The organism is Sunxiuqinia sp. sy24 (assembly GCF_052677165.1).
Window position 1 is genome coordinate 13,443 of sequence record NZ_JBQYLH010000001.1, and the last position, 23,187, is coordinate 36,629.

16 protein-coding genes are annotated in these 23,187 nt (G+C 42.7%); all 16 read left to right on the forward strand.

All coding sequences use genetic code 11. The features are described from left to right. Positions 1 to 51 precede the first annotated feature (51 nt). The 16 genes from ACUNWA_RS00080 to ACUNWA_RS00155 all read left to right on the forward strand — a co-directional run bounded on the left by ACUNWA_RS00080 (position 52) and on the right by ACUNWA_RS00155 (position 23,049). Positions 52 to 3,495 carry a TonB-dependent receptor gene (locus ACUNWA_RS00080; protein ID WP_445589830.1) on the forward strand — a complete coding sequence of 1,148 codons (3,444 nt, stop codon included), beginning with the start codon at positions 52 to 54 and terminating at the stop codon, positions 3,493 to 3,495. 17 nt (positions 3,496 to 3,512) lie between these two features. Further along, on the forward strand, positions 3,513 to 5,393 hold the full coding sequence (locus tag ACUNWA_RS00085) for a RagB/SusD family nutrient uptake outer membrane protein (RefSeq protein ID WP_445589831.1): 1,881 nt from the start codon (positions 3,513 to 3,515) through the stop codon (positions 5,391 to 5,393). Positions 5,394 to 5,423: 30 nt separating this feature from the next. Next, the gene (locus ACUNWA_RS00090; protein WP_445589832.1) at positions 5,424 to 5,870 is read left to right on the forward strand and encodes a DUF5018-related domain-containing protein; all 447 of its coding nucleotides are present in this window, start codon (positions 5,424 to 5,426) and stop codon (positions 5,868 to 5,870) included. Positions 5,871 to 6,512: 642 nt separating this feature from the next. Further along, positions 6,513 to 7,913 carry an alpha-L-fucosidase gene (locus ACUNWA_RS00095; protein ID WP_445589833.1) on the forward strand — a complete coding sequence of 467 codons (1,401 nt, stop codon included), beginning with the start codon at positions 6,513 to 6,515 and terminating at the stop codon, positions 7,911 to 7,913. A gap of 28 nt (positions 7,914 to 7,941) precedes the next feature. Beyond that, entirely contained in the window at positions 7,942 to 8,967 is a 1,026-nt protein-coding gene (locus tag ACUNWA_RS00100) for a family 43 glycosylhydrolase (protein ID WP_445589834.1), read from the forward strand. A gap of 57 nt (positions 8,968 to 9,024) precedes the next feature. Next, positions 9,025 to 10,419 carry an alpha-L-fucosidase gene (locus ACUNWA_RS00105; RefSeq protein WP_445589835.1) on the forward strand — a complete coding sequence of 465 codons (1,395 nt, stop codon included), beginning with the start codon at positions 9,025 to 9,027 and terminating at the stop codon, positions 10,417 to 10,419. Positions 10,420 to 10,428: 9 nt separating this feature from the next. Next, the gene (locus ACUNWA_RS00110) at positions 10,429 to 11,850 is read left to right on the forward strand and encodes a sialate O-acetylesterase (RefSeq protein WP_445589836.1); all 1,422 of its coding nucleotides are present in this window, start codon (positions 10,429 to 10,431) and stop codon (positions 11,848 to 11,850) included. 133 nt (positions 11,851 to 11,983) lie between these two features. After that, positions 11,984 to 12,703 carry a DUF459 domain-containing protein gene (locus tag ACUNWA_RS00115; protein WP_445589837.1) on the forward strand — a complete coding sequence of 240 codons (720 nt, stop codon included), beginning with the start codon at positions 11,984 to 11,986 and terminating at the stop codon, positions 12,701 to 12,703. 28 nt (positions 12,704 to 12,731) lie between these two features. Continuing rightward, positions 12,732 to 14,189 carry a sulfatase gene (locus ACUNWA_RS00120; RefSeq protein ID WP_445589838.1) on the forward strand — a complete coding sequence of 486 codons (1,458 nt, stop codon included), beginning with the start codon at positions 12,732 to 12,734 and terminating at the stop codon, positions 14,187 to 14,189. Between the two features lie 25 nt (positions 14,190 to 14,214). Continuing rightward, on the forward strand, positions 14,215 to 16,494 hold the full coding sequence (locus ACUNWA_RS00125) for a glycosyl hydrolase family 95 catalytic domain-containing protein (protein ID WP_445589839.1): 2,280 nt from the start codon (positions 14,215 to 14,217) through the stop codon (positions 16,492 to 16,494). Between the two features lie 46 nt (positions 16,495 to 16,540). After that, positions 16,541 to 18,064 (forward strand): sulfatase family protein, encoded by a 1,524-nt coding sequence (locus ACUNWA_RS00130; protein ID WP_445589840.1) that lies wholly within the window; start codon positions 16,541 to 16,543, stop codon positions 18,062 to 18,064. Between the two features lie 8 nt (positions 18,065 to 18,072). Then, positions 18,073 to 19,848, forward strand: coding sequence for a sialate O-acetylesterase (locus ACUNWA_RS00135; RefSeq protein ID WP_445589841.1), 1,776 nt, complete (start codon positions 18,073 to 18,075; stop codon positions 19,846 to 19,848). Between the two features lie 22 nt (positions 19,849 to 19,870). Further along, positions 19,871 to 21,358 carry a sulfatase gene (locus ACUNWA_RS00140; protein ID WP_445589842.1) on the forward strand — a complete coding sequence of 496 codons (1,488 nt, stop codon included), beginning with the start codon at positions 19,871 to 19,873 and terminating at the stop codon, positions 21,356 to 21,358. A 15-nt stretch (positions 21,359 to 21,373) separates the two neighbouring features. Further along, positions 21,374 to 22,243 carry a sialate O-acetylesterase gene (locus ACUNWA_RS00145; RefSeq protein WP_445589843.1) on the forward strand — a complete coding sequence of 290 codons (870 nt, stop codon included), beginning with the start codon at positions 21,374 to 21,376 and terminating at the stop codon, positions 22,241 to 22,243. 327 nt (positions 22,244 to 22,570) lie between these two features. Then, complete coding sequence (locus ACUNWA_RS00150) at positions 22,571 to 22,795, forward strand: hypothetical protein (protein WP_445589844.1); 225 nt, start codon at positions 22,571 to 22,573, stop codon at positions 22,793 to 22,795. Then, positions 22,792 to 23,049, forward strand: coding sequence for a Txe/YoeB family addiction module toxin (locus ACUNWA_RS00155; protein WP_445589845.1), 258 nt, complete (start codon positions 22,792 to 22,794; stop codon positions 23,047 to 23,049). Before ACUNWA_RS00150 ends, ACUNWA_RS00155 begins: the two co-directional genes overlap by 4 nt. Positions 23,050 to 23,187 lie beyond the last annotated feature (138 nt).

Here is a 23,187-nt window from a genome sequence, read left to right on the forward strand (position 1 = left end):
CATTCGCGGCAGGCCATATTGATTTATTAACAAATAAAACAATTCAAATTTATGAAAAAAAAGTTGAATCTGCCGATTCGTGGAATGTTATATCCCCGGATTCGGAAAATGCTTATGTACATGAAGATTACGTGCTTATTTATTCTAGTGGCAGTTGTTCAGGTTATTGCGACAAATAGCTATGCGCAAAGAGCCAATATCTCGATCAATCTGACGAAGGCCACGGTGGAAAAGGCTTTGCAATCCATTGAAGATCAGTCTGACTATTATTTTTTATATAGCCGCAGTGTCGTCGATGTTAAGCGGGAGGTCAATATCCAGGTTGAGGAGGCTAGAATTGATCAGTTGCTGAAATCCTTATTTGAAGGGACGAATGTGTCGTATAAAATTGATGGTCGCCAAATTGTCTTATCCAGTTCTGAAAACAAAATGGTCCAGCAGAAGACTATAGCTGGTAAGGTAACCGATTCTTCGGGGCAACCACTCCCTGGAGTTACCGTTGTGGTAAAAGGAACAGCCATAGGTGTTGTTACTAACTCCGATGGAAACTACGCACTCTCCAATGTACTAAATGATGCCACCTTGATTTTCTCGTTTGTGGGGATGAAAACACAAGAGATTGCTGTTGGCAATCAATCAACGATCAACGTATTGATGGAGGAAGATGCCATTGGTATTGAAGAAGTAGTGGCGGTTGGATACGGTACTCAAAAGAAATCGCATCTTACTGCAGCGGTTGAACAAGTAAGCGGTGAGCTGTTAGCGAACAGGCCTGTTAATAATATTTCAGAAGCAATACAGAATACAGTTGCAGGGCTTTATATTGAGCCAACTAACGGGGGGCCTGCTTCTGCGCCAAATATAAATATTCGTGGATTTACTGGATTCAATCAGAAGGGAGGGCCACTTGTTTTGGTTGATGGAGTTGAGCGTAGACTTATCGATGTAAATCCAAATGATGTCGAATCGATTTCTGTTTTGAAAGATGCAGCGGCATCTGCAATTTACGGTTCCAGAGCTCCGTCAGGCGTTATCCTTATTACGACTAAAGGTGGGCAAAAAGGTAATCAAATACGCGTTAATTACAGTGGGAGCTACAACATCGGAACTCCTATTGGAATGCCACATTGGGCCAATTCATATGAATGGGCTGAAAAAGTTAATGAGCAGTATCGAAATTCATTGCAGAATCCCATCTATAAAGAAGAGACGATTCAATTAATGAGAGATTACGCCTCCGGAAAAATTGATTACAACAATATTGAGTTGCCAAATGGTCAATGGGGAGCACACTGGGATATGTTCGCCAACAGTGATTGGTTTGATATCATGTTTAAAAGCCAAATCCCCAGCCAACAGCATAACGTCAACTTTTCAGGAGGAACTAAGAATACCGGGTATTATGTGGGACTTGGGTACAATGAGTCGAACGGAATTATTAGAGGCGCAGATGATCAAAAAAACAGATATACAGCTCTTTTAAAAGTAAATACAGATGCAACAGATTGGCTTAGCCTTCGGTTGAGCATGAATTATTTGAAAACAGATGAAGTCGCTGTAAATTACAGAGGTCGTGGACCTGATTATGCTGATATCTGGCAAAATGCAGCAGCAACACTTCCTAACTGGGCCGATATAAACCCCAGTGGCAGTCCTTCGTTTTTAAGTAGTGGTCCATCATTGCGTGGCGACGGTGGCAACCAAATCAATGACAGAAATGAAATGACCATGACCGGTGGGTTTACAATAAAACCATTTAAAGGTTTCAATTTAAAAGGAAATTATACCTGGAGGAATTTCACAAGGCATTTTAACCGCAATAGCTTTGTAATTACGGTTACAAATCCGGATGGAAGCTCTCGTAACTCAGCAAGGTCAGTAACGCAGAGTAGCGTAATCCGAACGATGGATTTGCAAAATTATCATACGCTTGACTTGGTCGCAGACTATGAAAAACAAATTAAGGAACATACGATGACCGCATTGGTTGGCTATCAGGAAGAGTATAACCGATATACCCAATTAAGCGGAACAGGGAGAGACCTATATACCAATTCGGTACCAACAATAAGTACAACCTATAACGAAAATCCTTCAGTTTCTGATGCTTTAAGCCACTGGGCTACTCAGGGGGTCTTTGGAAGACTGGCATATAATTATGCTGAGAAATATTTTATCGAATTTAATGGACGTTACGATGCTCATTCAAAATTCCCCTCAGATATTAGATGGGCATTTTTTCCATCGGTTTCTGCTGCTTGGAATATTGCAAAAGAAGACTTCTGGACCATCGATCAAGTTAACCTGTTGAAACTAAGAGGAGCTTATACCTCTTCAGGAAATCCTGGATCGGGTAATTACTTGTATTTACCTACGATGGGAACTGGAATTGGTAATGGAGATGTATTGCTTGGGGGATCAAAACCAAACATGGTTTTTATGCCTGCACTTGTAAGTTCTGATTTGACGTGGGCAAAACCGAAAACATTGGGCTTTGGCCTTGATATTGCTGCAATAGATAATAGGCTTGATATTACTTACGATTGGTATCAGCGCACGATTTACGATCAGGCAGGGCCAGCCAAAATTCTACCCGAAACAATAGGAACAAGCTTGCCAAGCGTTAACAACGCGGTAAGTGAAACAAGGGGCTGGGAATTTACTGTTAATTGGCGTGATAAAGCATTTGACATCAAAGGAAAATCACTGAATTATCATGCTAAATTTAATATTTCAGATTACATAGGATATGTAGTTGAATACGAAGATAATATTAATGGCTCACGAGGTTTATGGACTCCCGGGCAGAAGTTTGGAGAGTACTATCTTTATGAGTCAAATGGCATTGCGCAAAACATTGAAGATGTAGAAGCCAATGTGCCTCAAGGAGGAGGCTGGTACTATCCTGGTGATTTGATGATGAGAGACTTAAATGGAGATGGTCAGGTTAATGCAGGAGAAGGAGGAAAGTGGTACGCCAGAGGTGATCAGGTTCGGGGTGGTTATAACTATCCACGCAACCCATACGGTCTGCTGCTGGCTGCTGATTGGAATGGCTTCGACGTTTCTGTCCAATTAACCGGGGTGCCAAAATGGAAAGTCTTTTCGGGCAATTTTTATGTCAGACCCGCCGGGGGTAATATCTGGAATTCAAAATGGTTTACAGTTCATCGGGAATTAGGTACCTGGACTCCAGAAACACCGGATAACTATTATCCGAGACATTCCTTTAAAACTTATCCTGCAAATGACCAGTATCAATTAAACCTGGCTCATCTTAAAATTAAAAATTTACGGGTAGGGTACAATTTGCCAAGGGTACTGATCAACAAAGTGAGGTTGAGCAAAGTGTATGTATACACTAGCATTGAAAATTTAGGATACATTTATTATAAGTCAACAATAAAATACGAACCTGAGATTATTTCCCGATACGGTGGAATGGGTTATCCGCCACAGCGTCAATTCTCTTTTGGTGTGAATATAGGGATTTAATATAAAAAATTAAAGATATGAAATCAAGACTAAAATATATTTCGATATTTCTTATCGTATTAGGAATCTCCTTTAATAGCTGTCAGGAGGATTTTCTGGAAAGATATCCACTTGATGAGATGACCGATGCTACATTCTTTACTTCAGCAAACGATTTGAAAGTAATGGTCAATGGCTTTTACAGACTTTTTCCAAGATATCATTTTCAACAAGGAGGTAATGCGAATAATCAAAACCTTGACGCGAATACCGATATCCAAGTCGCTACAGGACCATCGGGCGCATTGTCGCAAAAAGGGAGTAGTGGCCAGGCACCAGCAACAGACGGAACCTGGAACGGTAGCTTTACCTGGATCCGACAAATAAATTATTTGATAGAGAACTCAAGCCGCGTCGAGAGAGACACCGAAGTCGATCAATACGTAGGTGAAGCGTACTTCTTCCGTGCATGGGTCTATTCTAATATGTTGGAGCGGTATGGTGATGTTCCAATATACACTGAAATACTGGAGACCGATAGCGAAACATTATACAAAAAAAGAGATTCCAGATACGATGTAGCAAAATTTATTCTTCAAGATCTGGATAGTGCGATTGCAAAAATGGGCTGGAAAAATTCAAATTTCTCACAATCAGGAAGGGTAAATAAAGAAGCAGCAATAGTCTTGAAAGCCAGAGTAGCTTTGTTTGAAGGTAGCTGGGAACGCTACCACGGAGCACAAAATACACCCTTTGCAGTGGATGGAAAAGATGGTAGTGAGTTCTTACAAATGGTGGAACCTGCAATGCTGCCGTTAATTGATCACCAGGGAAGTACATTGTTTACCAGGGGCGGTCCGTTTAATGAGGCATATAATCAGCTGTTCTCTCAACAGGACGCTTCTGCTTCAGAGGGCGTTTTTCTGTACCGCGTTTACGACGTCAATGAAATTGTAGGACATAATTTTTACGACAAAGTTGTTGAAAGTACACAGTCTCCAACAATGCAACTGGTGGAAAATTATCTTGATAAAAACGGAGTTCCACAAGAATTATCATCTTTACCAATCGATTATACAAGTCTAAATAATTTAGGTGAAAACCTTGAACCTCGATTTAGGCAATCGATATGGACTCCGGATCGGGGGCCTCAAAATCAAATAGCGGGTTTTGAGCCGCAAGCTTTACCTTCGAGATATCCGACAATTAGTAATGTTTTCACCTATAATTATGCATCAACTGGCCTCCGTTTTTGGAAGGGAGCTATTTTTGATGCCAATGAATGGAGAAATGGTTCAGTCGATGATGTATTAATCCGTTATGCCGAAGGCTTACTGGCATTGGCAGAGGCAAAAGCAATATTAGGTACGATCAATCAAGCCGATTTAGATAAAACGCTTAATATTCTTCGTGAAAGAGTAGGAATGGTGCCTATGAATCTAGCAGCTGTTCAATCTTGGTCCATATCTTATTCTTCGCAAAATGGATTTGACCCATCTGAGTCAAATATTGTCAATGAAATTAGGCGTGAGCGTTTATCTGAACTTGCTTTTGAAGGACACCGCGAGCGAGACTTAAAAAGATGGGCTGTTTTTCATAAAGTGATAAATGGGTGGAAACCGAGAGGAGCGCACGCCCAGGAGTTTGTTGATTATTTTAATGACCAGGAACAACTAATGGCCGATGGTTTTAATGAAAACGATGCTAAAAATTATGCTTTGACATTAGGAGAAGATTATGATATTTTCAGTGATGGATTTTTAAATCCATTTTATGTGAATCCTGATTTTAAAGCCACAGGAGAAGGCTACTTTGTTGAACCTGGTCGTGCATATTTAGCACCTATTCCTAAAAATGAGATTGATTTGTATATGGAAGATGCCGGTGTTGAATTAAAACAAAATCCCGGTTGGTTCTAAATCGTAATTGATAATTTAAAAGTTTACAATATGAAAAAGAATATTTTATATCTATCCATCATTGTTTTTGTGGGACTTCTACTTTCTTGTGAACCCAGAATCGATTTTGATGAGGGACAATGGGGAGACACTGCTTTTATCACAAATGTGAACATATTTACGTTACAAGTTGATGAGCACGAACTTCAGGAATACTATGAAAATGGCACTTTAACGCCTGCTCGTAAAAGGATATTCATATCATCTGGAAGTGCAACAATTGATAACGATAATTTTGTAGCCACGGTTACAGTGCCAGAAGATCAGGATATTACCAGGGCTGGTATCGTAGTTTACCATCAAAGTGTTCGCGTGGAGCCTGTGGGGAGTTCTCCAGTTGCTGGCATTTTACACGATTTATCTGCAAAGGAATTTGTATATAAACTCGTTTCTGCAGATGGTACAACTCATGATTGGACGATAAAGATTGTACACTAATTCTAAATCTCGAGATTTATAGATTAAGCCTTACAAAAATAAACTTACTCCATGTTTTCTTGCATGGGGTAAGTTTTTTATCATGAAGAATTCTGTTTAGGGGGGGATATTGTATCGAGTGACCTTTAGAATACATTATTCTTGTGCTGAATTAGTATTTAACTTGGGAGATCAATCGTTTTGGGTATTCCTTCTAATTTGTCAATATTTAGTTTTGACCTCATAATGGAAGTAGAATGAAAAGAATAAATCTTTCATTTCTAGTTGTTATTCTCCTTTTGTACAGGGAGCTTTGGAGAGACAGACCCGAACTGGTCACAATCCTCTAAATGTTAGGAGGTAAAGGAATAGGATTGAGAAATATCGACGATTGGCTGGACGGTACAACCTTGGACATTTTTTATTAGTATAAAGTGTCAACTGATTTTGGTTCCGGGCTTTTGTTCTTCAAGAGAAAAAAAATAGATAGATTTTGGACAAACGAAAGATAAGCATTTGCAAGCAATAAGATTGTCCATGTTTTTTCAGAAATTGTCTATTTCTATAGCAGAGTGATATCTGTAGGTTTGTGCTTATTGTGATAATACGGGGCAATAATCTTAATTGTTATTACTGGATGAAAACCAATAGAAAACAATAAAAATGAATCAAAAAAACTATACAATACTATTTATTCTTACACTTGTTTGTTTTGCAAAATTCAGCTTTTCTCAAGAACAGCTTCCGCTTCCAACTCCTGCCCAGCTTCAGTGGCAAAATGCTGAGCTGGCTGCTCTGGTGTGTTGGGATATGCATGTTTTCGATGGCGAGTTTTATGTGCAAAAAGAAGCGCGTATTACTCCTGTAAAGGATTATAATGCCTTCAATCCGCAAAACTACGACATGGATCAGTGGATTAAATCGTTGAAAGATGGTGGGTTTAAAATGGCCATTTTTACGGTGAGCCACGAGACCGGATTCTTTTTCCATCAGAGCGATGCCACCCCCTACTGTATGAAAGCCTTAAAGTGGCAGGATGGTAAAGGCGATATTTTGCGCGATTTTAAAGCTTCATGCGAAAAGTATGGAATTTTACCCGGTGTTTATATCGGTACCCGCTGGAATTCTTTTTACGGCGTCTATGATTTTAAGGTGAATGGCAACAACCAGTTTGCAGAGAATCGTCAACAGCACTATAATCTCATGATTGAGAATATAGTGGAAGAGATCTTTACCAACTATGGCGACTGGGCGATGGTTTGGTTTGATGGAGGTGCTCATGGTCCGGAACAGGGTGGCCCCGATGTGTTATCGGCTTTCGAAAAATACCAGCCCAATTGTCTGTTTTACCACAACCTGCAACGAGCCGACATGCGCTGGGGAGGCAGCGAAAGCGGAACGGTTCCGTATCCTTGCTGGAGCACATTTCCGTATCCTTCCACTGGAGCGGGAGAGTCTGCCAAAAAGGAGATTCATGCTAACAATTTTCAGCTTTTAAAAACCGGTATCCCGGATGGCAAGTATTTCATGCCTGCTATGAGCGATGCTCCTTTAAGAGGCAATGGAGGGCACGATTGGTTTTGGGAACCCAACCGCGATCATATCATTTTCCCGTTGGAGACATTGATTGAAAAATATTACAAATCAGTTGGTCATAACACCAGTCTGATTTTGGGGGTAACGCCTAACCCGGATGGCTTAATGCCCGAGTTCGATGTGAAACGCCTGAAAGAATTCGGAGATGAAATAAAAAGAAGGTTCTCAAGTCCGGTTGCCACCACATCCGGAACAGGAGAAAAACTAGTTTTGAAACTTCCTAAAATGCAAAAGGTAAATCAGCTTGTTTTAATGGAAGACATTGCCAAAGGAGAGCGTATACGGGAATTTGTACTGGAAGGAAAAACGAAAGAAGGCTGGCAAACGATCTTCGAAGGCTCTTGTATCGGGCATAAATTTATTCACCGGTTTGATGCGGTCGATTTATCTAAAATACGTCTGCAAATTTTGGAATCGAAGGGCGACCCGCAAATTAAAGAATTTACCGTGTATAATGTTGAAGGTTGATGGATCTAGATTATTGTAAATGAGAAAGATGAAAAAAATAGTAATTAGAATAGTCGTTGGTCTTGGCCTTTTATATTCATTTCCTTCATCAGGTCAGGATATTAATTCAATGAAGGAGAAACTTTCAAATACAGAATTTAGTTTCGATGAAGTAAGTGGAATAGGCTACGAAGAGGGCTGTACACGCCGCGATCCGAGTGATGTAATAAAAGTAGGCCAAACATACTATGTGTATTATACCAAAATACCTAATGCTGAACCAAAATATTGGGGAGCCGGATATTGGGGAGCAAGTGTTTGGTGTGCTAAATCGGAAGATGAAGGTTTCTCCTGGACCGAAGTTGGTGAAATGCTGGATGTAGGCGAAAAGGGCAGATGGGATTCACAAGCTGTTTTTACCCCAAACATTCTTTATGCCAATGGTAAATACTACTTGTATTACACGGGGGTAAAGCCAACACCTGGAAATGCCGAGGGTGAATTTGAGAACAATAATATAACTGATATTACCGCTATTGGCCTAGCTGTATCCGATTCACCAACTGGGCCTTTTGAAAGGATTAGCGGAGAACCAATACTAAAAGTAAGTGTAGAGCCCGAAAAGTTTGACAGTTACCGGGTTGATGATGCCTCTTTGCTTTATCGGAATGGATTATATTGGATGTATTATAAAGGCCGTTCGTTGACAAGCGGACACGGAGGACCAGCACATACATGTATGGGGGTTGCCTTTTCAAAATATCCTGAAGGCCCTTACACGAAATTCGGAAAAGAAATACTCGAAAGAAGTCATGAGGTATTAATTTGGCCACAAGGCACAGGAGTTGGAGCCTTCGCTTCTTTATCACAAACATTTGAATACGCCCCTGACGGTGTTGATTTTATGTCAGACAAACTTGATGCAAAAGTAGAAGAACGTGCCGTTGCGCCAGGCGCTTTTCGTCCTGATTTAACGGATCCTGTTGTTGTTGGAGAAGGATTAAAATGGGGTATATCCATGGTTCCCAACAAACATGAATGCTACCTGACACGATTTGAATTAATTTCGAGATAAAAACCAAATATACCAGTACCGCGAGGAAGAAATAGACTAATCAATAATTATAAGAAAATGAGGAAGAAGTTACAAGTAACGTTTTTGTTAATACTAGCTATTCTGGGATATGCAAAAGCTCAGGATGATGTAAATTTACCTATTCCCACAGAAGCCCAGCTAACTTGGCAAAATGCTGAGCTGGTTGCTGTATTTCATTACGACTTGCATGTGTTTGATGGTGAGAAATATAATCAGCAGAAAAACAGAATCACACCGGTTGAGGATATTAATATTTTCAATCCCAAAGATTTAGATACTGACCAATGGATAAAAGCAGCTAAAGATGCCGGTTGCAAAATTGCCATACTTACCGCTACCCATGAAACCGGGTTTGCCCTTTATCAGAGCGATGTAAATCCTTACTGTTTGAAAGCTGTAAAGTGGCGTGATGGGAAAGGCGATATTGTAAGAGATTTTGTGGAATCGTGCCGGAAATATGGCGTTAAACCTGGTATTTATATTGGTATTCGCTGGAATTCCTTTTACGGTGTTTATGATTTTATGGTCGATGGTGAGGGAAAATTTGCTGAGAACCGGCAACAACATTATAACCGTATGTGTGAAGGTATGACTGAGGAACTGATGTCGCGCTATGGCGACCTAGCTATTGTTTGGTTCGATGGCGGAGCACATGGTCCGGAGAAAGGAGGTCCCGATGTATTGGGTGTTTTTGAGGAACACCAATCGAACTGCATTTTTTACCACAATACACAACGTGCCGATATCCGTTGGGGAGGCAGCGAAAGTGGTACGGTTCCCTATCCCAGTTGGGGAACTTACCCGTTTCCATATTCACACTCAACGAATCAGGAAGTCGTTCTAAAAAATAATTTTCAGCTATTAAAAGAAGGCGATCCGGACGGTAAATACTACATGCCCGCCATGAGCGATGCCCCCCTGCGCGGGTACAATGGTCGTCACGAGTGGTTCTGGGAACCGGGAGATGAGGAGCATATTTTCCCACTTGAAAATTTGATGAATATGTACTACAACTCAGTGGGACATAATACGTCACTTATCCTTGGCCTCACTCCCAATCCCGAAGGGCTAATGCCTGCACCGGATGTGAAAAGATTGAAAGAATTCGGGGAAGAAATAAAACGAAGGTTTTCAAATCCGATAGCTGCAACTTCAGGAAGTGGTGAAAAAATAATGCTTAAACTTCCCGGGAAGCAAAAAATCAACGAGGTGGTTTTAATGGAGGATATTACCAAAGGCGAACGGGTAAGAAAATTTGTTCTTGAAGGCAGAACAAACAAAGGTTGGCAGACGATTTTCGAAGGTTCATGCATCGGGCATAAATTTATTCATCGTTTTGATACAATGGAAGTTTCGTCGGTGCGTTTAAGTATTTTGGAATCGAAAGGAGAACCACAAATTCAGAACATTCAAGTTTTTAAGGTGAATTAATTTACAATTATGAAGAAATTTTTATTGGTGTCCGCCCTGTTTTTTGCTTTCATAATTTTAGCACAAAACTGTTTCGCTAAAATATGGTTGCCTTCGGTTATTTCCGATAATATGGTTTTGCAGCGGAATTCAGTTGTTACCATTTGGGGGTGGTCTTCCAAAACCATCGAACCAATTACTGTAACAGGGAGTTGGAATGGTGTGGCAGTAACCCAAGATGCCTATCAGGGGAAATGGTCTGTTCAGCTGACTACTCCTGAGGCGGGAGGACCCTACTCTGTAACGATTGAAGGACACGAAACGATTACCTTATCGAATGTATTGATTGGTGAAGTTTGGATTGCTTCGGGGCAATCAAACATGGAGTGGTCGGCATCAAGTGGAATTAACAACGCACAGGACGAAATAGATCAGGCGAATTATCCGAATATCCATCTGTTTCAAGTTCCCAAACACCAATCGCCAAACCCTCAGGACGATACTCCGGGGCAGTGGACAGCGTGCAAGCCTGAAACAATGAAGGATTTCAGTGCTGTGGCGTATTTTTTTGGGAGGAAACTTCACAAGGAACTGAATGTCCCGATTGGATTGATAAATGCCAGTTGGGGAGGTACTCGTGCAGAGGTTTGGTTAAATGCCAAAAGTTTAATTAACGATTCTGACTTTGTAGATTTAAAAGAGCATTTCACCGAAAATAAATGGCATTCCTCTCAGCCAGGTTATATGTATAATGCGATGATTGCTCCCTTAATCCCGTTTGAAATAGCCGGTGCTATCTGGTATCAGGGAGAGGCTAACAGGCTCGACCCAGATTCATATCCCGGAATTTTGGAATCGCTAATTCGAAATTGGAGAGAGGAGTGGGGATCTGATTTTCCATTTTACCTTGTTCAGATTGCACCCTTTAATTACAAAGAAAAAGAAGCAGGTGTTTTAATGAGGGAGGCTCAGCTAAAGACATTTAAAAAAGTTCCAAATACCGGGATGGTTGTTGTAAGCGACATCGGCGATATCAATAATATTCATCCGCAAAATAAGCAAGATGTCGGGAAAAGGCTTGCCAACTGGGCCTTGGCTAAAAATTATGACTTTACTGATATTGCTTTTTCCGGACCAGTATACCGCGAAGGAAAACGTGAGGGAAAAGAAATGGTGGTCTATTTTGATTATGCCGATAATGGTCTGATGAAAAAGGGGGATGAGCTGACCCATTTTGAAATTTGCGGACCTGACAAAATTTTCATGGAAGCCCAAACCAGAATTGAAGGTAACACGGTCAGAGTATGGAATAGCAAGATTATAAATCCAATAGCAGTGCGTTTTGCTTGGGGCAATAGTGCCGAACCCAATCTTTATAATAGAGCTGGATTACCGGCATCATGCTTTCGGACGGATAATTGGAAAATTGAACTCGATGAAAATAAGGAATGAGGTGTTTTTCGAGTTAACGCATAATTCTTATCGGACTGAAATAATGATCGTCTAATTATATGCTGATTACAGATGAACAAACTATCAGCGGATACAACTTAATATGAACATTGAGTAACTGACTATAACTATTATGGATATAACTATTCGTCCTCCGGTTTTTGTTACCTTACTAGTATGCCTGGTCTTACTCCCTGTTATCGGTGAGGGACTGGGTGCGAAAAAGGAAAAAATTAAAGTGGCCTGTATTGGCGATAGTATTACTTACGGAGCCCGCCTCGAAGACAGGGAAAAAGATTCGTACCCGGCTCAGTTGCAACTGTTGCTTGGGGATAACTATGAAGTCGCGAATTTTGGAGTTGGAAGTTGTACGCTTATCCGAAAAGGACGGCCAACAGTATGGAACCAGCTTGCCAAAATAAGAGCTGCAAATCCTGATGTGGTAATTATTAGCCTGGGAACAAACGATACCTGTGGAATGGGAACCTGTGGTGACCGGAAGTGCTGGGAATACAAGGATGAATATGCGGGTGATTATCGCGACCTCATCGATACTTTAAAAACGTTACCGTCGAAACCGCAAATTTCGATATGTGCTCCTTCGCCCATGGTGTTGGAAACTCCCGGATTAAGTCCTGAACGTATCGAAGGTTTAACGGTGCGTAAACCACGCCTTCAGGAATTAATCAGCACTATTAAAAAGGTGGCTAAAGAGAAGAATGTTGGTTTTATTGACTTGAATACTCCACTTAAGCACAAGCCGGAACTATTTACCGAAAAAGATGGTGTACACCCAAACAAAGATGGATATCGTGCTATTGCCCGTTTGGTGTATGACAAAATAAAAGATTAACGATCATTCACTCGGAATACATAGAAATATGATGAACTTGAAGTTTTTTGCTGTTTATATAATTAGCTGTGTATTGGCAGTTTCTGGCTGTGTCAATGTTGAACAGAAAGATAGACCCAATATCATTTTCATCTTGGTTGATGACCTCGGATGGTCCGATTTGGGATATACCGGCAGTACATTCTACGAAACACCTAATATTGACAGATTGGCTTCGGAAGGGATGGTTTTTACCGATGCTTACGCTGCCTGCCCGGTTTGTTCACCGTCGAGGGCTGCCATTATGAGCGGTAAATATCCGGCCCGCTTAAACCTGACCGATTATATCCCAGGAAACCGACATTGGGGGCCGCATAAGGATCAGAAGCTGGCTTCGCATCCGTTTAAGCTTCAGCTCGATTTGGAAGAATATTCTATTGCTGAAGCATTAAAAGATGCAGGGTATAAAACCATGTTTGCAGGGAAATGGCATGCCGGAGAGGAAGAAGAATATTACCCCCAGCACCAGGGATTTGATATCAATATCGGAGGAAATAAAACAGGTCATCCCGCCGGAGGATATTTCTCACCCTACAAGAATCCTCAGCTAACTGATGGATATGAAGGAGAATACCTTACCGACAGGCTTGCCGATGAGGTCATCAACTTCATGAAACAGAACAAAGAAGATCCTTTTTTTGCCTATCTCTCTTTTTATACGGTGCATTTGCCCATGCAAGGGAAGCCTGCGAAAGTGAAAAAATACCAGGAGAAACTGGCTTCGATGAATTACGCGGGGGAAGAGTTTTCCAAAGAGGGAAAAACGTGGTATAAAAAACATCAGAATAGGCCACATTACGCGGCCATGGTTGAAAGCATGGACGAAAATGTAGGGCGTGTCCTTCAGTCGCTTAAAGAAATGGGAATCGACAAAAATACAATTGTCGTTTTTACTTCTGATAATGGAGGAATGGCGACCAGCAATCAAACCGGCAATATTCCAACCTCTAATTTGCCATTGCGGGCGGGAAAAGGGTATTTGTACGAAGGCGGGATACGTGAACCGTTGATCATTCGCTGGCCCGGAAAAGTGAAAGCCGGAAGTGTTTGTAGTATACCGGTAACTGGTACCGATTATTATCCGACGCTGCTTGATCTGGCCGGGCTGGAGTTACTTCCCAATCAACACCAGGATGGAATCAGTATTAAACCACTTTTGGAAGAGAAACAAATAGAGGAGCGGCCTGTTTTTTGGCACTATCCGCATTACAGCGGCGGTCTTGGAGGTCGGCCATCAGGTGCTGTTAGGCTGGGAGACTATAAATTGATCGAATTTTATGAAGACACGCAGGTAGAGTTGTATGATGTAAAAAACGATATCAGCGAAAAAAACGATTTGTCAGAGAAATATCCGAATAAAACAAAGGAATTAAAAGCGTTACTTTATTCATGGAGAAAAGAAGTAAATGCACAAATGCCATTTGAGAATACTCACTATCAGAAATAGCTAAAACCAAAAATCAATAAATACGATGAAACACCTAACTGTAATCTTACTGTTGATAATCTCAATTGTCGGTTTATCATCCTGCAATCAGAATGAGTTGACAGTAAATCCTGAGAATTATGACCTTACATTTAATGACCTTGCCACCACCTGGGATGAAGGAATGCCCTTGGGCAATGCAACTGTTGGAGCATTGGTTTGGCAAAAAGATTCGTCGCTGCGGATTTCGCTCGACCGGGTGGACTTGTGGGATCTTCGTCCGACGGAAAATATATGGGGTGAAAACTTTTCATTCGAATGGGTTTATAATCAGGTGATGAAAAACGATTATAAACCGGTACAGGATATGTTTGATCGTCCGTATGATCGTGATCCCGCACCTTCTAAAATTCCCGGGGCGGGCATGGAGTTCAATCTTGCAGGGATGGGTGAGGTGGAAAGCATCCGGCTATATTTAAAAAATGCCTTGTGCCAGGTGAAATGGAAAAACGGGGTATCGATGAAAACCTTTGTACATGCCACCCGGCCTGTGGGATGGTTTGTTGTTGAAAATGCCACAGAGTCCTTTCTTCCGGTATTAGTTCCACCGGTATATAATCGTGGTGAGATGATAAAAGATGGAGACCCGGTCTCGGGCTTGTCGTTAACTCGCCTGGGCTACGAGCAGGGGCCTGTGAAACAGGAGCCCAATAAAATTGTTTATCACCAAAAGGGATGGGGCGATTTTTATTACGATGTGGCAATTAAGTGGGAAAAGAGAGGCACTGATCTCATCGGTGTTTGGTCGGTAACTTCTTCCTTGGTTGAAGAAAAAGCGAGTGAGTTAGTCGATAATATGCTGGGCGAAGGAATTGAAAAACACTATGGGGAGCATATGGAGTGGTGGAACACTTACTGGGCCAAATCATCGGTAAGCCTGCCCGACAGTGTGCTACAAAAGCAGTATTACAACGAGATGTATAAATTTGGGTCGGCTACACGCGAAGACTCGTATCCTATTTCTCTGCAGTCGGTGTGGACTGCCGACAATGGTAAAATGCCACCATGGAAAGGTGATTACCACCACGATTTAAATACACAATTAAGTGCCTGGCCTACTTATGCCGGGAACCGCCTCGAAGAGGGATATGGCTATTTACACACCCTGTGGAACCAGCGGGAAGTGAATAAAAAGTACACCAAAACGTTTTACGGAACCAATGGATTGAATGTGCCTGGAGTTGCCACACTAACCGGGCAACCGATGGGGGGCTGGATTCAATACTCGTTTTCACCTACAGTATCGGCCTGGCTGGCACAACACTTTTACCTGCACTGGAAATACTCAGCCGATCAGGAATTTCTAAAAGAACGGGGATATCCGTATGTGAAAGATGTAGCTGTTCATTTGGAAGAATTGTCAGAGTTAAAAGATGGTAAGCGCGTGTTACCTTTATGTTCAAGCCCTGAGATTTTCAATAACAGTTTGCAAGCTTGGTTTCACACGTATACCAACTACGACCTGACAATGGTCAATTTTGCTTTTATGGCCGCTGCAGAAATGGCTGATGCTTTGGGACTAAAGCAGGAAGCTGATCATTGGCAATCGTTGCGGAGCGAATTACCCCCTTATGAGCTGGATCCGGAGGGAGGACTTGCTTTTGCCAAAGGCTTTAACTACGAAAGTTCTCATCGTCATTTTTCACATTTAATGGCCTTTCATCCTTTCGGTCTGATCGACTGGAGCAATGGCAAAGAGGATCAAAAAATTATCCAGGCAACCATTGATAAGTTGCTCGAAGTAGGCCCCGGAGCCTGGTGTGGATATTCGTACAGCTGGCTGGGCAACCTTCAGGCAAGAGCATTTAACGGAGAAGGTGCTGCATCGGCATTGCGCGACTTTGCCAATTGCTTTTGCTTGCGAAACACCTTTCATGCGAATGGTGATCAGTCCAAGTCCGGGAAATCCGGATTTACATACCGTCCGTTTACGCTCGAAGGGAACTTTGCCTTTGCATCGGGTATTCACGAAATGTTGATTCAAAGCCACACCGGGGTAGTAAATATTTTCCCGGCAATTCCGAACGATTGGGAAGATGTTTCGTTCGATAAATTACGTGCTGTTGGAGCTTTCCTTATTTCAGCCAATCGTAAAAACGGGCAAATGGTTTCTGTTGATATCGTATCAGAAAAAGGAGGAGTTTTAAAATTGAAAAATCCCTTTGCTTCCGAAAATGTGATGTCCGGAACAAATCCTGTTCAGGTAGAAGATGGGATGATTGTTTTGGAAATGAAAGAAGGCGAAAAAATAAGTTTAACGAGTTAAAGTGGAACTTAGCTTTATATAAGCGAAAGAATAATTTTATAGGATTATGAAAATACAAAAACTCGTAAGTTTATTAATTATAGCAATTATGGGTCTTTCTTTTTCTTCCTGTAATGAAGAAAAAAAAGACCCCAACATTGTCATCATTCTGGCCGATGATTTGGGCTATGGCGATCCGCAGGTTTACAATTCCGAATCGAAAATACCAACACCCAACATCGATAATCTGGCCGCTGCAGGGATACGTTTTACCGATGCTCACACCCCAAGTAGTGTTTGTACACCTACCCGCTACGGTATTTTAACCGGACAATATGCATGGAGGTCGGAGTTAAAACAAAGTGTACTTTGGATGTGGGACAGACCTTTAATTCCTGCTGATAGGTTGACTTTCCCCAAAATACTCAAAGCCAAAAACTATGAAACAGCATGTATCGGGAAGTGGCATTTGGGTTGGCGTTGGCCTTCTAATCAAGGAGAAGGGTATATGAATGATACCATCGCCATTGGTGATTGGAGTTTGAAAGGAAGAAATCAGCTTTGGGAGAAAATCGACTTTTCAAAACCTTTAGGCGGAGGACCTCTGGAAGCAGGATTTGATTATTATTTTGGCGATGATGTGCCCAACTTTGCGCCTTATACTTTTTTCGAAAACAATAAGCTGGTTAAAATCCCTAACATGATAAAACCCGGCGATATGTACGGTGCCCCTGGACCAATGGCTGAAGATTGGGATTTGACCCAAGTAATGCCTACGATTACCAAACGGGCAGTGAAATACATCGGGGATCAATCCAAAACGGAAAAACCATTCTTTTTGTATTTTACCTTAACGGCACCTCATACACCAATTGCACCAACCGAAGATTTTAAAGGCAAAAGTGAAATTGGACCTTATGGCGATTTTGTAAACGAAGTAGATTGGGCAGTTGGCCAGATTGTAGCGGCTTTAAAAGAATCGGGACAACTTGAAAATACCCTGCTTATTTTTACTTCCGATAATGGCTCTCCGCAAAGAGACGGGACCAATATGGGGGGTGAAATAGCCTCGGTAAAAAAATATGGGCACAACCCAAGCCGGCCATGGAAAGGAATGAAAGCCGACATTTGGGAAGGTGGTCACCGCGTACCGTTTATCGCTAGCTGGCCGGGCAAAATTAAAGGCAATACTGTCAGTAATCAGGTGGTTTGTTTAACAGATATTATTTCTTCAGTAGCCTCTGTTTTGGATATTTCAAAGGGAGCTGGCACGATGGAGGATAGCTATGATATTTCGCCTGTTCTTTTTGGAAACGAAAAGCCGGTAAGGGAAGCAATCGTTCATCATTCCATTAATGGAACATTTGCCATTCGCAAGGGTGACTGGAAATTGATTATAGGAAAAGATTCCGGAGGATTCAGCAGAGGTCTTAAAATAGAGGGAATTCCTGTTGAAACAGATGGTCAGCTTTATAATCTGGCCAACGACCCTTCTGAAAGCAAAAACTTATATGCCGAAAATCCTGAAAAAGTAAATGAATTGACCGATTTGCTGGAGCAATACAAAACAACTGGATATAGTAACCAATAAACAAGAAAATGTACCGAATATTAATTCTACTTACCTTTTTAATATTTCCTTTTCTAACAAAGGCACAACGAAACATTGACCTCTTCATCTGGGCAGGCCAGTCGAATGCTCAGGGATGGATGGGAGATGCTGCTTATTTCCCGGAAGAAGCGAAAGAACTTGATGATTCAATTCTTTTAAACTGGACTTTTGTGAACCACGAAAGCTCTGACGGTGAGTGGATCAATTTGCAGCCTCAAAAAGGCAGATTTCCGGAGGGTCACTTCGGACCTGAAGTGAGCTTTGCCCGTGAACTGAAAAAAGCAGGTTATAATCCTGGCATATTTAAATACTGCTTGGGAGGAACCGGACTGGCCCGCGATTGGAAGGCGCCAGGTGGTGGAGGTATTTACGATAATATGGTTAAAGACTTAAAACCGGCCATTCAGCAACTAAAGGATCTTGGATATAAAGTAACTATTCGCGGTTTCATCTGGATTCAGGGAGAGTCGGATGCCGGAGATGAACAAGCAGCGGCAGATTATTATCATAACCTGAAACAAGTCATCAATGATTTACGAAACACGGTGTTGCATAAACCCGAACTGAAAATAATCCTTGGAGTGGATGAACAGCATAGTTTTGTGCAAAATCGTCCGGTTGTTGTTGAGGCACAAAAAAAGCTTGCTCAGGAGGATGAGAATATCATTTATACCACCATGTATGGTCTGCCCAAAGCCGATGCTACCCATTTAACTCCAGCTGGCTTAGTTGAGCATGGTAGACGAATTTTTGTGGCTTACAAAGTAATGGCTGGTGATATTCAAAATGAAGCATCTGAAAAATCGTTGGCCGATCATTGGCAATATCTTGGTATTGCTGTTGAAGAGCCCGGCTATACCACTTGGGGAACTTCTCCGATAATGGATGAGGATGGGAAAGTCCATTTGTTTGCAGCCCGCTGGCCTGGCAATAAGGTAGAGCCCGGGTGGCGTACCTGTGGCGAAATAGCCCACTATGTTGGTGATGGTCCCGAGGGGCCTTTCCGCTTCTCCGACTTGGCCTTGGCTCCAAGCACCGACGATACCTGGGATCATGTCTCGGTGCACAATCCGGCTATTCATAAGGTGGGTGAGCAGTATGTCTTGTTGTACATTGGTAACAACAATGGCAATCAGCCTCCACATCCGGCTAACCAGCATATTGGAATGGCTGTTTCCAAAAGTTTGTATGGCCCTTGGACAAAGGTTGGTAGGGACGGAAAGATCCTGTCTCCACCCGACAACCCAAACTACTGGAATTATCAGGCCACCAATGGCGTGAATAATCCTGCTTTTTTACAACATCCCGATGGTGGCTTTTTTCTGTATTTCAAATCGCAGGGAGGAAAGATGGGGCTGGCTATTGCCGAAAAGCTGGAAGGGCCTTACGTTCAGCTGCCTTTTCCGGTAACGCAAAACAATCAGGCGGTGGAAGACGGTTATGCCTTTCTGCTCAATGGTCAATTTTGTTTGCTAACGACCGATAATCACGGGTTGATTGAAAAAGGTGGTGGTATTCTTTGGAAATCGGAAGATGGCATTCATTTTACGGACAAAGAACAGGGATTTTTTCCGGTTGAAAAATACCTGGGGAAAGAGAAGCTAAAGCATGCGACGAATCATTATTTTGGTGACCTCATTAAGTTCGAGCGTCCTCAGGTCTTAATGATTGATGGTAAGCCTGCCTATTTATATGTACCTTCCGGCTTCCATTTTTTTGGAGGCGACAGTCCGGCTAGCTATATCATGAAATACGTCGAATAGACTAAATACAAAAACCAGACAGATGAAAAAATATCTTCTTTTACTGATCATTCTGCTTAAAAGTGGGATGGGGTCAGCACAAGCACAGACCGAAAGACCCAACATCATTTTCTTTTTGGTTGACGACATGGGCTGGCAGGAAACCTCGGTACCTTTTTGGACTGAAAAGACCATGTTGAATGAACGCTACCATACACCAGCCATGGAAACGCTGGCCGAGAAGGGAATGAAATTCACTCAGGCTTACGCTTGTCCCTTGTGTTCGCCGGCGCGTGTTAGCCTGATGACCGGAATGAATGCAGCGCGTCATGGCGTAACCAACTGGACCCTGCGGAAAGGAAAATCGCCCGATCAGAAGCACGAAATAGTGGGGACTCCCGACTGGAACCTGAATGGCTTGAGTGCGGTTGCTGGTGTAGAGAAAACCTACGTCGCCAAAACGCTTCCTATGTATTTGCAAGAAGTGGGTTACAAGACTATTCATGCAGGAAAAGCACACTGGGGAGCTAAAAGTACGCCGGGCGAGGATCCGCTGAAGCTGGGCTTCGATGTAAACATTGGCGGTCATGCAGCCGGAGGCCCGGGTTCGTATTCGGGCTTAAATAACTTTAGTGCAGCCTGGCGCAATGGCGGCCACATCTGGGATGTCCCTGGACTGGAGAAGTACCACGGGCAGGATATCAACATAACAGAGGCTCTGACATTGGAAGCCCTGGGAGAAATGGAAAAATCGGTGGAGGAAGAGAAACCGTTTTATTTGTACATGTCGCACTACGCTATTCACGCTCCCTGGGAGAAAGACAAGCGGTTTTACCAGAAGTACAAAGACCGGGGCTTGACTGATTTTGAGGCAACTTACGCTTCCATGATCGAAAGTATGGATAAATCGCTGGGTGATATCATGGCGAAATTGAATGAGTTAGGAATCGAGCAAAATACCATCATCATTTTCATGTCCGACAATGGCTCTCCTTCGCAATGCCCACAGAATGAGCCTTTGCGAGGGCACAAAGTCAGCCCTTACGAAGGAGGGATTCGCGACCCCATGCTGGTTTATTGGAATGGTGTTACCAAAGCAGGAAGTGTTTGTAATGAGCCTTTGATTATTGAAGATTTCTTCCCTTCTATTTTAGAAATGGCCGGGCTTCCTAAGCGGATGGAGAACAAGCCGATTGATGGAAGAAGCTTTGTCCCCTTACTGAAACAGAAGAAGGTAAACTTAAAGAAAAGGGAGTTTGTCTGGCATTTCCCGCATAACTATGATTTTGAACCTTACAGTGTGATCCGTAAGGGCGATTGGAAGCTGATTTATTGGTACATCGATGGGACGTCCGAGTTGTATAATATTCCGAATGATATTGGCGAGCAGGAGGATTTAGCAGCTGTTCATCCTTCCATTGTTGCCAACTTGAAAAAGCGGCTAGGGAATTATTTGTACTCGGTTGAAGCAACAGTACCAGTTGATAAACGGACGAATGCTGCTTTTCCTTTTCCAGGGAAAAATAATTAATTAGAAGAAGATTTTATGAAGATCGTAATCAGTGTTTTTGCATTTTTTATTGCCTTTGCGAGTATTGCGCAAAACAAAGTGGTTGATGTAATTCTGTATGGTGGACAGTCGAATGCCACCGGGCAAGGCTATGTGAAAAACATTCCTGCCGACTTTCAACCCGATACCACCGTGTTGTTTTATTATTCAAAATATTTGGGCGGAAAAGGCGCATCGGAGACCTGGTTGCCTTTAAGTCAGGCATCGGAAACAGCCGATAAGTTTGGGGCCGAATTGAGTATGGGTACCGAGCTTCATCAATTGTATCCCGAAAAGCAATTTGCCATTATAAAACATGCTCTGTCAGGGTCTAATTTGTATCAGCAGTGGAATCCGGGAGCTCATGCTGCTGATACGGCCAGTTTTGGGGAGGAATTTAGGAAGTTCATCTACACGGTGGAGGCTGGGATGCAAAAGTTGAGGGATGCCGGTTATCAGCCTCGCATAAGGGCTATGGCCTGGCAGCAGGGAGAGGGTGATGCCCGCGACATTGCCGGGATGGAACACTCGCTGGCTTACGGCACCAATTTTCGTCATTTTATCCTGCGGATGCGGGAACAGTTTAACTGCCCCGATCTGCTCTTTGTGTATGGCTATGTGATCCCTGTTCCTCTTCCGCGCTTTACCGGACGCGAAGAAGTGCGCCAGGCTCAGGCAAACATCGACCAGCACTCCGGACATGCCTTGTCGCTGGAGGGAGCCATCGTGGTTGAAACGGATGATTTGCCTTTGCGCTGCGATGAGCCTAACTCACCCTATCCCAACGACAAGGTTCATTTTAATACCCTCGGTATGCTTGAACTGGGAAAGCGCTACGCACGTGGAATAGCAGAAAATTGGGACTAGCCCTGCTTCCAAAGCACGAGTAGTGAGTAGACAGGAGACCGGAAAACGCACGAAGGCACTCAGGAACCTTCTAAAGGCACAGCAGCAAACCCCATGCCCTCTGCTCTCTGGAGTTTTTTAACCACAGAGGTTCACTGAGGAAATGCGCAGAGTAACACGGAGGCAGAAGAAGGGAAACCGGAGAACGGAGCCTGTCACTACGCTGTGGTCAGCCACTTTGCACCCCAGGTAGTTAGGGCTTTTTAAATAACTGACAACTGAAAGTTCTCAACTGATAACCAATAGCAGTCAGCTGGAATTTGTGTAACTTTAGAGAAAAGATTCGATATGGAAACAACAATAAAAATTAATACGGATGCCCTGACCCCCGAATTCATTGAAGGAATCAGGAAGCTTTTCCCGCATCAAACGGTCGAAATTTTCATTCAGCCAGCCGACGAAACCGATTACATTTTAAGTAATCCAGTTTACGCACAGGTCTTGCAAGACCGAATTGCTGAATATGAAGCAAAAAAACAACAGATCTCGTTAAAATCCGACGAGCTGCTATGAGGACCATTGAATTTGTGCCTGCCGCTTTTAAGGAATACCAGCAATGGATTGAACTGGATCGCAAAGTGGCCTTGCGGATTGGCGACCTGATCCGGGATATTATAAGACATCCTTTTGATGGTATCGGAAAACCGGAAGCTTTAAAACATCAATTTAAAGGATACTGGAGTCGACGGATTGATCGCGAACATCGGCTGATTTATTCCGTAACCGATCATTCGGTCCTGATTATATCCTGTTATTCCCATTATTAAAAGAACACCAAGAGCCAAGGAGAAAGGAGACAAAAGACAGTAGACAGGGAGAAGGCAAAGAGCATGGAGCACTGGGCACTGAGCGCGTGAGAGAAGGGCTTTGTCCGAAGGCACGGCGGCATGAACTGATAACTGGCA

Bases quoted from the DNA above. Each gene is read 5' to 3' on its own strand.
- ACUNWA_RS00080 (WP_445589830.1), top strand. From the start codon at position 52: ATGAAAAAAAAGTTGAATCTGCCGATTCGTGGAATGTTATATCCCCGG.
- ACUNWA_RS00085 (WP_445589831.1), top strand. From the start codon at position 3,513: ATGAAATCAAGACTAAAATATATTTCGATATTTCTTATCGTATTAGGA.
- ACUNWA_RS00090 (WP_445589832.1), top strand. From the start codon at position 5,424: ATGAAAAAGAATATTTTATATCTATCCATCATTGTTTTTGTGGGACTT.
- ACUNWA_RS00095 (WP_445589833.1), top strand. From the start codon at position 6,513: ATGAATCAAAAAAACTATACAATACTATTTATTCTTACACTTGTTTGT.
- ACUNWA_RS00100 (WP_445589834.1), top strand. From the start codon at position 7,942: ATGAAAAAAATAGTAATTAGAATAGTCGTTGGTCTTGGCCTTTTATAT.
- ACUNWA_RS00105 (WP_445589835.1), top strand. From the start codon at position 9,025: ATGAGGAAGAAGTTACAAGTAACGTTTTTGTTAATACTAGCTATTCTG.
- ACUNWA_RS00110 (WP_445589836.1), top strand. From the start codon at position 10,429: ATGAAGAAATTTTTATTGGTGTCCGCCCTGTTTTTTGCTTTCATAATT.
- ACUNWA_RS00115 (WP_445589837.1), top strand. From the start codon at position 11,984: ATGGATATAACTATTCGTCCTCCGGTTTTTGTTACCTTACTAGTATGC.
- ACUNWA_RS00120 (WP_445589838.1), top strand. From the start codon at position 12,732: ATGATGAACTTGAAGTTTTTTGCTGTTTATATAATTAGCTGTGTATTG.
- ACUNWA_RS00125 (WP_445589839.1), top strand. From the start codon at position 14,215: ATGAAACACCTAACTGTAATCTTACTGTTGATAATCTCAATTGTCGGT.
- ACUNWA_RS00130 (WP_445589840.1), top strand. From the start codon at position 16,541: ATGAAAATACAAAAACTCGTAAGTTTATTAATTATAGCAATTATGGGT.
- ACUNWA_RS00135 (WP_445589841.1), top strand. From the start codon at position 18,073: ATGTACCGAATATTAATTCTACTTACCTTTTTAATATTTCCTTTTCTA.
- ACUNWA_RS00140 (WP_445589842.1), top strand. From the start codon at position 19,871: ATGAAAAAATATCTTCTTTTACTGATCATTCTGCTTAAAAGTGGGATG.
- ACUNWA_RS00145 (WP_445589843.1), top strand. From the start codon at position 21,374: ATGAAGATCGTAATCAGTGTTTTTGCATTTTTTATTGCCTTTGCGAGT.
- ACUNWA_RS00150 (WP_445589844.1), top strand. From the start codon at position 22,571: ATGGAAACAACAATAAAAATTAATACGGATGCCCTGACCCCCGAATTC.
- ACUNWA_RS00155 (WP_445589845.1), top strand. From the start codon at position 22,792: ATGAGGACCATTGAATTTGTGCCTGCCGCTTTTAAGGAATACCAGCAA.